This window comes from Staphylococcus sp. 8AQ (genome assembly GCF_902506595.1).
Taxonomy (GTDB): Bacteria; Bacillota; Bacilli; order Staphylococcales; family Staphylococcaceae; genus Staphylococcus; species Staphylococcus pasteuri.
In genome coordinates this window covers 879,403-893,011 of record NZ_LR733871.1, presented here as the reverse complement: position 1 = coordinate 893,011, position 13,609 = coordinate 879,403, and the positions used below count along the sequence as shown (strand labels likewise).

The 13,609-nt window shown below is 31.7% G+C and carries 13 protein-coding genes; 11 read left to right on the top strand and 2 right to left on the bottom strand.

The features are described from left to right. Positions 1–112: 112 nt before the first annotated feature. Positions 113–1,714, bottom strand: coding sequence for an ABC-F family ATP-binding cassette domain-containing protein (locus tag GVY01_RS04440; RefSeq protein WP_017636973.1), 1,602 nt, complete (start codon positions 1,712–1,714; stop codon positions 113–115). A gap of 144 nt (positions 1,715–1,858) precedes the next feature. Between GVY01_RS04440 and cvfB the strand changes: the two genes are divergently transcribed. The 6 genes from cvfB (at position 1,859) to phoU (ending at position 7,727) form a co-directional block, all read left to right on the top strand. Continuing rightward, positions 1,859–2,767 (top strand): RNA-binding virulence regulatory protein CvfB, encoded by a 909-nt coding sequence (cvfB, locus tag GVY01_RS04435; RefSeq protein ID WP_017636974.1) that lies wholly within the window; start codon positions 1,859–1,861, stop codon positions 2,765–2,767. A 345-nt stretch (positions 2,768–3,112) separates the two neighbouring features. Next, the gene (locus tag GVY01_RS04430; protein ID WP_017636975.1) at positions 3,113–4,078 is read left to right on the top strand and encodes a PstS family phosphate ABC transporter substrate-binding protein; all 966 of its coding nucleotides are present in this window, start codon (positions 3,113–3,115) and stop codon (positions 4,076–4,078) included. A 176-nt stretch (positions 4,079–4,254) separates the two neighbouring features. After that, the gene (pstC, locus tag GVY01_RS04425) at positions 4,255–5,181 is read left to right on the top strand and encodes a phosphate ABC transporter permease subunit PstC (protein WP_017636976.1); all 927 of its coding nucleotides are present in this window, start codon (positions 4,255–4,257) and stop codon (positions 5,179–5,181) included. A gap of 1 nt (position 5,182) precedes the next feature. Then, positions 5,183–6,112, top strand: a complete 930-nt coding sequence (gene pstA, locus GVY01_RS04420; protein WP_017636977.1) for a phosphate ABC transporter permease PstA — start codon at positions 5,183–5,185, stop codon at positions 6,110–6,112. An 88-nt stretch (positions 6,113–6,200) separates the two neighbouring features. Next, positions 6,201–7,076 (top strand): phosphate ABC transporter ATP-binding protein PstB, encoded by an 876-nt coding sequence (pstB, locus tag GVY01_RS04415; RefSeq protein WP_017636978.1) that lies wholly within the window; start codon positions 6,201–6,203, stop codon positions 7,074–7,076. Positions 7,077–7,079: 3 nt separating this feature from the next. Beyond that, entirely contained in the window at positions 7,080–7,727 is a 648-nt protein-coding gene (gene phoU, locus GVY01_RS04410) for a phosphate signaling complex protein PhoU (RefSeq protein WP_017636979.1), read from the top strand. An 89-nt stretch (positions 7,728–7,816) separates the two neighbouring features. Here the strand turns inward: phoU and pepF are convergent, their stop codons facing one another. Continuing rightward, positions 7,817–9,631, bottom strand: a complete 1,815-nt coding sequence (gene pepF, locus GVY01_RS04405) for an oligoendopeptidase F (RefSeq protein WP_017636980.1) — start codon at positions 9,629–9,631, stop codon at positions 7,817–7,819. Positions 9,632–9,825: 194 nt separating this feature from the next. Here pepF and GVY01_RS04400 point away from each other — a divergent pair, with 194 nt between their 5' ends. From GVY01_RS04400 to GVY01_RS04380, 5 genes are all read left to right on the top strand, one after another. Then, the gene (locus GVY01_RS04400; RefSeq protein WP_029055375.1) at positions 9,826–10,182 is read left to right on the top strand and encodes a hypothetical protein; all 357 of its coding nucleotides are present in this window, start codon (positions 9,826–9,828) and stop codon (positions 10,180–10,182) included. Between the two features lie 149 nt (positions 10,183–10,331). Continuing rightward, positions 10,332–11,333 (top strand): nickel ABC transporter permease, encoded by a 1,002-nt coding sequence (nikB, locus tag GVY01_RS04395; protein WP_017636982.1) that lies wholly within the window; start codon positions 10,332–10,334, stop codon positions 11,331–11,333. After that, positions 11,323–12,138 (top strand): nickel transporter permease, encoded by an 816-nt coding sequence (gene nikC / locus GVY01_RS04390; RefSeq protein WP_017636983.1) that lies wholly within the window; start codon positions 11,323–11,325, stop codon positions 12,136–12,138. Before nikB ends, nikC begins: the two co-directional genes overlap by 11 nt. Continuing rightward, positions 12,139–12,912, top strand: a complete 774-nt coding sequence (locus tag GVY01_RS04385; protein WP_017636984.1) for an ATP-binding cassette domain-containing protein — start codon at positions 12,139–12,141, stop codon at positions 12,910–12,912. It abuts the gene before it with no gap. Beyond that, positions 12,905–13,600, top strand: a complete 696-nt coding sequence (locus GVY01_RS04380) for an ABC transporter ATP-binding protein (RefSeq protein WP_017636985.1) — start codon at positions 12,905–12,907, stop codon at positions 13,598–13,600. Before GVY01_RS04385 ends, GVY01_RS04380 begins: the two co-directional genes overlap by 8 nt. Positions 13,601–13,609 lie beyond the last annotated feature (9 nt).

The window sequence follows — 13,609 nt, the reverse complement described above, 5'->3', positions numbered from 1 at the left end:
GTGGCTTTTATGCAAAAGTTTGTTTAAGATCTTAATAAAATAGGGGACTAAAATCCCATAAAAAACCCTTAAGTGACATCAACATTCACTTAAGGAAAAATAATCATTTATTCTATTGTAATACTCCAATTTCTTGTAAGTACTCTTCATAAGGAATTTCTTTTGAAACAGAACCCTGTGGATTTAAATCAATCACACGGTTAGCAATAGTGTTAATGAATTCAAAGTCATATGACGTAAAAATAAGTGAACCTTTAAATGATTTTAATCCATCATTGACTGCAGTAATACTTTCTAAGTCTAAATGGTTAGTTGGTTCATCTAATAATAATACATTCGCACTTGAAAGCATCATTTTACTTAACATACAACGTACTTTCTCTCCACCTGATAACACGCTTGCTTTTTTCTTAACTTCTTCACCACTAAACAACATACGCCCTAAGAAACCACGTAAGAACGTTTCAGTCTGTTCATCTTCTGGTGCATATTGACGTAACCAATCAACAAGATTCATGTTTACACCATCAAAGTATTCAGAGTTATCTTTAGGGAAGTAACTTAATGAAGTTGTAACACCCCATTTATATGAACCTTCGTCTGGTTCCATTTCACCAGCTAAAATTTTAAGTAGGGTAGTTTTAGCAATTTCACTATCTCCAATTAAAATAGCTTTATCGTTAGGGTTCATCGTAAATGAAATATTATCTAATACTTTTTCACCGTCAATTGTTTTAGAAAGATTTTGAACACTTAACAAGTCATTACCAATTTCTCTTTCTGGAGTGAATTTCACATATGGATAACGTCTAGATGATGGTTGAATATCATCTAATTCAATTTTTTCTAATTGTTTTTTACGACTTGTTGCTTGTTTGGATTTAGAAGCATTTGCAGAGAAACGTGCCACGAAATCTTGAAGTTCTTTAATTTTTTCTTCTTTTTTCTTATTTTGTTCTTGTGCCATTTTTTGAGCTAATTGACTTGATTGATACCAGAAATCATAGTTACCAACATAAACTTTAATTTTACCAAAGTCTAAATCTGCAATATGTGTACATACATTATTTAAGAAGTGACGGTCATGTGATACTACGATGACTGTATTTTCAAAATTAATTAAGAAATCTTCTAACCAACTAATAGCTGGAATATCTAAACCATTGGTAGGCTCATCTAGTAATAGTACATCTGGATCGCCAAATAAACTTTGCGCTAATAATACTTTTACTTTTTGATTATTTTCAAGTTCAGACATCTTTTTGTCTTGTAAAGATGCGTCAATACCTAAACCAGATAGTAAGTTTGCAGCATCTGCTTCTGCGTTCCAACCATTCATCTCAGCAAATTCGCCTTCAAGTTCAGCAGCACGAATTCCATCTTCATCACTGAAATCTGGTTTCATATAAATTTCATCTTTTTCTTTCATTACTTCATATAAACGTTCGTGACCTTTAATAACTACATCAAGTACACGTTCGTCTTCATATGCAAAGTGGTCCTGTTTTAAAATTGCTAATCTTTCATCTTTACCTAGTGATACATGACCAGTTTGTGAATCTAACTCACCAGATAATATTTTTAAGAAAGTAGATTTACCTGCACCATTCGCTCCAATTAATCCATAGCAATTACCATCAGTAAATTTAATATTTACATCTTCAAATAGTTTACGATCGCCAAAACGTAAACTTACATCAGTTACTTGTAACATGCATTTGCTCCTTTTTATATCGTTATTCTAACGGAAGAATTATATCATATTATTAAGATACTTTCGACCACCTACAACTTGTAATGATAGATTACTCCGCTCATGTTATACTATAAAAGAATAAATGACTCGAAGGAGAATATAATGGCACTAGAAAAAGATATCGTAGGTTCAATTGAATTTCTTGAAGTTACCGGCTTACAAGGTTCGACTTATATGTTAAAAGGACCAAACGGAGAACAAGTTAAACTGAATCAATCAGAAGTAAATGAAGAAGATGAATTACAAGTAGGTGAAGAATATAGTTTCTTTATCTATCCAAATAGATCAGGAGAATTATTTGCAACACAAAATATGCCTGATATCACTAAAGATAAATACGATTTTGCAAAAGTATTAAAAGTAGACCGTGATGGTGCACGTGTTGATGTAGGTTTACCAAGAGAAGTATTGATACCATGGGAAGATTTACCAAAAGTTAAAACACTATGGCCAGAAGCTGGTGACAAACTACTTGTTACTCTAAGAATCGATAGAGAAAATCAAATGTTTGCTCGTTTAGCAAGTGAAGGTATTGTAGATAATATGTACACGCCAGTTCATGATGATAGTAAGCAAAATGAAATGTTAGAAGCTAGACCTTATCGTGTCTTACGTGTAGGTAGTTTCTTATTAAGTACGGAAGGCTACAAAGTCTTCGTACATGAATCAGAACGTAAAGCTGAACCTAGACTAGGTGAGTTAGTTAAAGTACGTATCATTGGCCATAATGAACAAGGTGAGCTAAATGGTTCATTCTTGCCATTAGCACATGAACGACTAGACGATGATGGACAAGTCATTTTTGATTTATTAGTTGAATACGACGGTGAATTACCATTTTGGGATAAATCAAGTCCAGAAGCCATTAAAGAAGTGTTTAACATGAGTAAAGGTTCATTTAAACGTGCTATCGGACATTTATATAAACAAAAAATCATCAATATTGAAACAGGTAAAATTAGTTTAACTAAAAAAGGTTGGTCTCGCACTGAAAACAACCAAGATAATTAATACAAAATCTTATTTCTTCTATTAAAAAGGTAAAAATAATTTAATAACAACTATGTATTGCGTTGATTGAAACTTATATTTCAATCGACGCTATTTTTATGTTAACGATACTTACTTTAATATTTTCTCTTCTACTGAATTCCCCCAAAATCTTGAAATAATCTCAATACGATTAAAGTCTAAAAACTGATATATATAAGAATTTCTAATAACTTAACATAACTAAATCTAAACTTAACAAAACATTTACATTAACATAGTTTTTAATTAACAATGATTCGTTAATATTAGAACTGTAAGAAATACATATAACATTTGGGTTATTTATATTAGGAGGATGTTTCAATGAAAAAGTGGCAATTAGTCGGTACGACTGTATTAGGAGCTTCAGTACTTTTAGGCGCATGTGGCGGCGGTAACGGCGGTTCAGGCGAAGGTAAAGATGTAAGTGGTGAAGTAAAAGGTGACGGATCTTCAACAGTCGGTCCTATCATTGAAAAATTAAACGAAAAATTCGCTAAAGATTATCCAGACGCTACAGTATCATCAGGTACTTCAGGAACAGGTGGCGGATTCGAGAAATTCATTTCTGGAGAAACAGATTTCTCAAATGCTTCAAGACCTATTAAAGATGAAGAAAAGAAAAAATTAGAAGACAAAGGTATTAAATACAAAGAATATAAAATTGCTCAAGATGGTGTAACAGTAACAGTAAACAAAGATAATGACTTCGTAAAATCATTATCTAAAGACCAACTTAAAGAGATCTATTCTGGAAAAGCTAAAACTTGGAAAGACGTTAACTCTAAATGGCCTGATAAAAAAATCAAAGCGTTCTCTCCTGACCAATCACATGGTACATTCGACTTCTTTACTGAAGAAGTAATGGATAAAGGCGATATCAAAGCTGAGAAAAATGCTGATACTAACGTCATCGTACAATCAGTTCAAAAGAACGAACAAGGTATTGGTTACTTTGGTTATAACTTCTATCAACAAAATAAAGACAAATTAAAAGAAGTTAAAGTCAAAGATGATAAGGGCAAAGATACTAAACCAACTAAGAAAACAATCCAAGATAACTCTTATGCTTTAAGTAGACCATTATTCATCTACGCTAAAGAGAAATCATTAAAAGATAACAAAGCTTTCCAGGAATTCATGAAATTCACACTTAAAGATGAAGGTAAATCTGCAGAAGATGCTGGTTATGTAGCACTTCCTAAGAAAGATTACAAAGATGAACTTAAAGAATTAAAAGATTACATTAAGAAAAACAGCAAAGACTCTGATAAAAAAGAAGATAAATAATTAACAATAGAGTTTGGGAATACAACGAAAATCAATACAAAGTGGGGTAATTCAGCCACTTTGTATGATTTTCTTTTCAGGTTAGCACATAAATATCATGAGTCTTTACTCTTATCAACCTGAAATATTCCCACTCTTTTTTTATAATTGGGAGATTTAAGAAGAGAGGTTTTCATATGGTTTCAAATACAAACATTAGAGAAATGATTGCTAAAAACAATGCCAAAAAGGGTGGCATGAGCGATAAAATAGTGCCAATCATTTTAGCTATCATTTCAGCAATTTCAATTTTAGTAACTTTAGGGATTTTATTTACATTACTAACTGAAACAATCACTTTCTTTACACGTGTATCAATCACAGAATTTTTATTTTCTACAGATTGGAACCCGTTCTCAGCTAAACCTTCATATGGTATTTGGGCATTAATCATTGGAACACTTAAAATCACAATTATTGCAGCTTTATTCGCAGTTCCAATTGGATTAGGCGCAGCTATTTATTTAAGTGAATATGCTTCAGATAGAGCTAGACGCATTATTAAACCAGTACTTGAGGTGTTAGCAGGTATACCAACTATCGTGTTCGGTTTCTTCGCATTAACATTTGTTACACCGATTTTAAGATCTATATTTCCTGACTTAGGTAGTTTTAACTCAATTAGTCCTGGATTAGTAGTAGGGGTAATGATCATCCCACTTATTACAAGTATGAGTGAAGATGCAATGGCATCAGTTCCAAACAAAATTCGTGAAGGTGCATTAGGGTTAGGTGCTACAAAATTAGAAGTTGCAATAAAAGTTGTTTTACCTGCAGCAGCTTCAGGTATTTTAGCATCAATTGTCTTAGCTATTTCAAGAGCAATTGGAGAAACAATGATCGTATCTCTAGCAGCTGGTAGTACACCTACAGCTTCATTAAACCTAACTGGGTCAATCCAAACAATGACTGGTTATATTGTTCAAGTTGCTACAGGAGATGCTACTTTCGGATCAGACGTTTACTACAGTATCTATGCGGTAGGATTCACGCTATTTATTTTCACATTAGCTATGAACTTACTATCACAATGGATTTCTAAACGTTTCAGAGAGGAGTATTAAAATGTCTACAACAACTACTAACGTAGCAAATCATAACAAAACATTAGTCGATCAAAATAAAGTCGAAAAAAATATTTCTAGTCGTATGACGAAGAATAAAGTATTTAAAGGTATATTCTTAGCTTGTACATTAATAGGATTAATCGTATTAGCAGCATTATTAATAGATACATTAATCAAAGGTGCTGGTCATTTAACACCTTCATTCTTCACTAACTTTTCTTCATCTACACCATCTATGGCCGGTGTTAAAGGTGCTTTAGTGGGAACATTATGGTTAATGATTACTATCATTCCAATTTCAATTATTTTAGGTGTCGGTACAGCAATTTATCTTGAAGAATATGCTCGTAAAAATCCATTTACAGACTTTGTGAAAGTTTGTATTTCTAACTTAGCCGGGGTACCTTCAGTAGTATTCGGTTTATTAGGACTTACATTATTCGTACGTGGTATGGGAATCGAGTCATTATCTCTTGGCAAATCAATTTTAGCTGGTGCATTAACAATGTCTTTATTAATCTTACCTGTCATTATCGTAGCATCACAAGAAGCTATTCGCGCGGTACCCAATTCAGTACGAGAAGCGTCATATGGTTTAGGTGCAAATAAATGGCAAACGATTTACAAAGTCGTTTTACCGGCTGCATTACCAGGTATTTTAACTGGATTTATCTTAGCTTTATCTCGTGCATTAGGCGAAACAGCGCCTTTAATTTTGATTGGTATTCCAACAATTCTATTACGTTTACCAAGCGGCATCATGGATCAATTCCAAGCATTGCCAATACAAATTTATAACTGGGCTAAAATGCCTCAAGAAGAATTCCAAAATGTTGCGTCAGCAGGCATTATCGTATTATTAGTTATCTTATTATTAATGAACGGTTTAGCAATATACTTCCGTAACAAATTTAGTAAGAAATTTTAAAAACAAACGAAATCTTAATATTGGGAAAGCGATATTGATTATTAAGTAGACTTATTTCAACTTAATTATTTAGAAGGAGTTTTATACTATGGCTAACAAACAAGTCGAAGAAAACAAGAAATTAAATGAACTTAAAAGCAATTCAGGGCAAAGCGTTTCTACAATTGTAACTACAGATGATAAAAAAGATTCAATTTCAGATAGCGAAAGAAAAGTAGTATATTCTACTCAAAATTTAGATTTATGGTATGGCGATAACCATGCACTTCAAAATATCAATTTAGATATTCTTGAAAATAACGTCACTGCTATTATTGGACCATCAGGTTGTGGTAAATCAACTTATATTAAAGCATTAAACCGTATGGTAGAACTTGTACCTTCTGTAAAAACAGCTGGTAAAATTTTATACCGCGATCAAAACATATTTGATGCTAAATATTCAAAAGAGAAATTAAGAACTAATGTAGGTATGGTATTCCAACAACCAAATCCATTTCCAAAATCAATTTACGACAATATTACTTACGGTCCAAAAACACATGGTATCAAAAACAAAAAAGTATTAGATGAAATTGTTGAAAAATCACTACGTGGTGCTGCTATTTGGGATGAATTAAAAGACAGATTACACATGAATGCGTATGGTTTATCTGGTGGACAACAACAACGTGTTTGTATAGCTAGATGTTTAGCGATTGAACCTGATGTTATTTTAATGGACGAACCTACATCAGCATTAGACCCAATCTCTACTTTAAAAATAGAAGAATTAGTTCAAGAATTAAAAGAAAATTATTCAATTATTATGGTTACACATAACATGCAACAAGCGGCGCGTGTTTCTGATAAAACTGCTTTCTTCTTAAATGGTTATATTAATGAATATGACGACACTGACAAAATTTTCTCAAATCCTGCTGATAAGCAAACTGAAGATTATATTTCAGGACGATTCGGATAATAGATGGCAGTTATTAGACAAAAATACGAAGATCAACTAGAAGGCTTAATCAAAGATTTACGCCGACTAGGTCTTCGTGTTTATTTTAATATTGAGAATGCCTTAGTGTCGTTAAGTGAAGAGAAGAGAACATTTGCCAGAGAAACTATTCAAAAAGATAAAGAAATCAATCATCTAGATCATGAAATTAATGAAAAAGTGATTATGTTGATTACAAAACAGCAACCAATAGCTACAGATTTGAGAATGATGATGTCAGCATTAAAAATTTCTACAGATTTAGAGCGAATGGGAGACAATGCAGCTAATATCGCTCATATTAGACTTCGAGTCAAAATTACTGACCATTATGTATTAACTAGATTAAAAACAATGGGTAAACTTGCTATGTTAATGCTTGAAGATTTAAATACAGCCGTTAAAAATGAAGATATTACTTTGATTAAAGAAATTATCGAACGCGATCAAGATATTGATGACTTATATATCAATATCGTTAATACTACTTACTTAATTGATAATGATCCTTTCGTTGCTGGACAAGCTCATTTAGCCGCTAGAAACTTAGAACGTGTAGGGGACCATATTAGTAATATTGCTGAAAGTGTATATTACTTCTTAACTGGTAACCGTTATGAAACATCACATTAATCTACCTATATAATCCAAATTAACAAATAAACATGTAATAGCCCCTCAAATGAATGATGATTATTTCATTTGAGGGGCTATTATTATAATTATTTTGATTGACCTTCAATCTTATCAGTTAATGCAATTGCTTCATCTACTAATTCAGAAATATATCGAATAGTATCTTTTAATGGCGCTTCAGTTGTAATATCTACACCTGCTTGATTAGCTAATTCAACAGGAGATAAACTGCCACCTGATTTTAACGTATTTAACCAAGCATCGACTGCTGGTTGACCTTCATTTTTAATTTTTTGAGAAACAACCGTACCGATTGTTAAACCTGCAGAATAAGTATATGAATATAATCCCATATAATAGTGTGGTTGTCTCATCCAAGTTAACTCGGCACCATCAGTCATTTCAACTGCGTCACCGAAAAATGTTTGGTAAACGTTTAACATAATATCATTAAGTACTGGCGCAGTTAAAGATTCTCCATTATCTACTTTTTTATAAACTTCCCGTTGATATGCCGCTTCAAGTAAGTGTGTCACCATATTATGATAATAAGTACGTGATAAAATTGAGCCAATCACCCAACGTTTAAAACGAGGGTCATCACTATGGTTAAATAAATAATTGGCCATCAACATTTCATTCATAGTAGACGGGGCCTCTACAAAATACATAGATGCTTCAGATTCCAAGAAATTTTGATGTGTTTGTGCTAATGTAAAATGTCCAGCGTGACCTAATTCATGTGCTAATACAAATGTTTCAGCCATTTTACCCGTCCAAGAAATAAAGACATATGAATGTGTAAAATATGGACTAGCACAAAATGCGCCAGTATCTTTTCCTTTATTTTGAGCAAAATCTATCCATCGATTCTGATAAGCAGATTCAAGCATTGAAGTATAATCATCACCCAACACATTTAATGCACCATAAATATATTTTTTAGATTCTTCTATTGAAATATCTGGTTCATATGTAGGATCTATTGAAATTTTCAAATCTTCAAATCGCATTTTATCTAAACCATGAACACGTTGTAATAATTTGGCATATTTTTGCATTACTGGTGCTAAATCACTCATAATTACATCAATTTGTCTATCAAACATGTCTCGTGTCACTTCTTGTTCTTGTAAAAGATAATCAATAACTGAATCATAGCCTCTTAAATCTGCTTCAATTTTTTCTTGTTGAACTTGCATATTATAAGTTGCTGCAGTTGTATGTTGATATCGTTTAATAGCATCACTAAATGATTTGAAACTTTTCTTTCTGAATTCTGCATCAGCATGATCTTCATATTCATTTTCAAATGTTGCGTAATCCATTGGATAATCTACATTTTCATGCTCGAACGATTCAAATGCGATATCTAGCATTTTTGTCGTACCATATAAATCATAAGGTTGATTAATAGTAGGGGATAAACTAGCTAAAGTTTGCTCTACTTTAGAATCTAGTTGATATGGTTTACGTTGAATGAGTTGCTGAATATAGTGTGGATATTGTGTTTCAGCTAGTAATTGTTGTAATTCATCATCATCTAAATCTAATATTTCTGATTCTAAAAATGATAGCTGACTTGCGATTTTACCATATGAAGTATTTAATTTCGCATTTAATTGTTGTGCTGTTTCATCACTAGTATCTACACTTAGACGTAATTCTGAATAGTTTCCAAGACGATCTAATTGTATTAAAAGAGACTCATACTCATCTAATGCTTTTTCAGCAATTTGATAGTTTGTTAGTTGACCCGCAAATCGTTTATTAAAATCTATAGTTGAAGCCATTATTTCTTCTAACGTTTCGTAAAAGGCATCATCATTTTGGAATAAGTCTTTTAAATCCCAGGTTTCTAAACTTGATACATCTTTTCTATTAGGTAAGCCTTGAGACAATATGTTTCACTCCCTGTTTATTAATATATGCTATATTATACATCAGTTATTTTACATACGCAGTTGATTGAGATAATAAAAACAAACTTATAATAAAAGCGTCATTAATAATATATACTACTATAGTAGGTTTAGTTATAACTTAGAAAATAGTATAATAAAATAGTGTTATTTTAAATAAGGAGAATTCGTATATGACAATTTTTGATATGCCCAATTTCCTATGGATTACTATATTAGCGGTCATCATACTAACAGTGTTTTGCACTTTAGTATTACATAGATGGTTTATTGCGGCAGTAATTTCATTTGTGGTTTTAGGTGTGTTGGCATTCTTAATCCCTAACTTTCAAGATATTACATATCAACCGTTATTAGGATTTGCTGCTTTTATGGCAATAATCAGTTTAATTATTAGTTTCTTATTATGGTATTTCACTCGTAATTGGAGACGTGAAAGAAAGAAAAAACGACTCGAAAAAGATATGCGTAGATATGAACAATTTGAACATGACTATAATGATGATTTCGATAAATATCGTCGTCGTTAAATATAATTTTCATAACCCGATTCTGAATATAACTAACAGAGTTGGGTTTTTAATTTTGATGTAACTAAACATTTTTACAATATAAATATTAGCGTCTATAAACTTTGGCGTTATTAATTTAATATCATCATTTTTATGGAGAGATATCAATGAATATTTTTAAAATAATCACTGCAAAGTGCATACAAATGATTGTTGTGCTGTTAGTTTTATCAACGATTACTTTTTTATTGATGAAATTATCACCGGGTAATCCAGTTGATAAGATTTTACATTTAGATACTGCACAAGTTTCAAATACACAAATTAAAGCAACAGAGGACAAACTTGGACTAAATGATTCCATATTTATTCAATGGTGGCATTGGATCAATCAAATTTTACATTTGGATTTAGGTGTTAGTTATCAAACAAATGAGCCAGTTACTCAAGAAATCACTAACTATGCACCCCCAACTTTAATTATAACTTTAGGTACACTTGTTGTTTCTATTATTATTTCATTACCATTAGGTATCTTAGCAGCAATCCATTATCATCGCCCAATTGATAAAATAATAAGAATAGGTACTTCATTATTGGTCAGTTTACCTGCATTTTTTATAGGTATACTTTTATTATATATATTTGATTTGAAATTAAACATCTTACCACCAGCTAGTGATGGTCAATTTGTTTCATATATACTTCCAATTTTAACAATGAGTATTGGTATGTGCGCATACCTCATTAGATTAATTAGATCTAATTTGTTAGATTTATATCAAAGTCCGATCGTACAAGTTTCTCGATTACGAGGTATGTCTGAACACTATATTCTATTTCATGATTTATTAAAACCTGCACTTTTACCAACCATTCCATTGATTGGGTTATCAGTAGGTAGTTTAGTCGGAGGTACGGTGGTTATTGAAAATCTATTTGAAATACCTGGTTTAGGTGCTTTTTTAGTCGATAGTATTCGTTCTAGAGATTATCCCGTTATCCAAGGCGTTGTTTTATTTATCGGCACTTTAGTCATTATTATTAATACCTTAGCTGATTTATTAAGTGTAATGTTAGACCCAAAACAACGTTTGGCTTCACACCGTAATACAAAGAAATCGTCTCAAGGATATGAACAAAAGGAGGCGACACCTCATGAAAATTAAATTCAACAAGAAAAACTGGATATTTTATGTATTTTTCATTTATATTTTAATCATTATTCTGATGCAATTTTTTGTAAATGATGAAACTGCTATAAAAGTTAATTTATCTCAAACATTTGAGCCAATGAGTGGAAAACACTTTTTAGGAACTGATGATTACGGAAGAGATTTATTTACACGTTTAGTTGTTGGTGCACGTTCAACTTTGTTGGTAACAGTATTAACACTTATCATTACAGTCATTATTGGCGTTCCACTTGGTTTATTAGCAGGTTATAAAAAAGGTTGGACAGACAATATTATTATGCGTGCAATCGATATCGGATTAAGTATTCCAGAATTTGTTATTATGATTGCTTTAGCAAGTTTCTTTCATCCAAGTATTTGGAATTTAGTTATAGCTATTACAGTTATAAAATGGATGAATTATACAAGAGTCACAAGAGGAATAGTTAACAGCGAGATGCATCAATCTTATATACGTATGGCACAACTTTTCAAAGTACCTACATCGAAGATTCTTTTTAAACATTTATTGCCTAAAGTATTACCATCAATATTAGTATTAGTCATTGTAGACTTTGGGAAAATTATTTTATATATTAGTTCGTTATCATTTTTAGGTCTTGGTGCTCAACCACCTTCACCAGAATGGGGCGCGATGTTGCAAGCAGGACGTGATTTTATAACTTCTCATCCTATTATGATGATTGCACCTGCAACGACTATTGCTATTACAATCTTAATATTTAATTTAACCGGTGATGCTTTACGTGATCGTTTATTAGAAAGGGGAAATCGATAATTGAATACTATAGACATTAAAAATCTCTCAATTGAAGACGAACATAGAAACCAACTAATAACAAATGTCGATTTTACTATATATGATAAACAAGTAAATGCCATCATTGGTGAAAGTGGGGCAGGAAAAACGCTATTGATGCGTTTTATATTAAATCAACTACCGTCGCATTTTCGAGTTAATTGTGATCATTTTCATTTTAATGATCACTCTCATGGCACTATTCAATACCAATTAGGTAAAGATATCGGGTATATTTCTCAAAATTATACACAAAGTTTCAATGACCACTCTAAACTAGGCAAACAACTTGTTGCTATTTATCGCACCCATTACGATGTAACAAAACAAGAGGCTATTTCTAAAGTAAATAAAGCATTAGGATGGGTGAACTTAGAAGGTGAATTTATATTACAACGTTATAGCTTTCAATTATCAGGAGGGCAGTTAGAACGTGTATATATCGCTAGCGTACTTATGCTTGACCCGAAACTCATTATTGCTGATGAACCGGTTGCATCTTTGGACGTTGTAAATGGACAACAAATTATGGATTTATTACAACATATTGTTAAAGATCATCATCAAACCCTTTTAATTGTTACTCATAACATGAGTCATGTTTTAAAATATGCAGATTATATTAATGTTATGAAATTTGGACAAATCATAGATTATGGCGACCTTAACTATTTTCAAAGTCACCATATCAATCCTTATTCTCAACAATTATTACATTCTAGAAGTCATTTAAAGAGGGATGAACATGATTAAATTAGACAATGTTTCTTTCAATTACCATAAAAATCTACCTGTGTTGAAACATATTAATTTAACAATACAAGATAATGAAATCGTTGGTATTGTTGGGGAAAGTGGGTCAGGGAAGAGTACACTTGCCTCATTATTAATGAATGAACACAGCCCATCAGAGGGATTTATTAAGTCAGATACTCAAGACATACTACCTGTATTTCAACATGCTTCAGAAAGTTTTAATCCTAATATGACTATCCAACAGTCATTGTCTGAACCTTTGATCTACTATAAAAAGTATAATGATAATGATATTGATAAAATCATCAACGATACAACACAATCATTTAATTTACCGTTATCTTTACTAACAAAATATCCAAATGAATTAAGTGGTGGTCAGCTACAACGTTTTAACTTGATGCGTACGTTACTCGCAAAACCACAAATATTAATTTGCGATGAAATTACATCCAATTTAGATGTTATCGCAGAACAACACATGTTAGATATTTTAAAAGAAAATTATCAAAAACATATACAAACTTTAATTATGATTTCACACGATTTGTCTGTCATTCAGCGGATGTGTCAACGTATGATTGTATTACAAAATGGCGAAATTGTTGATGATTTTGAAACTGGATTGTTATTTAATGAGGACCGACATCCTTATACTAAACAACTTGTTCAAGCATTTGAATAAATAAGTTAA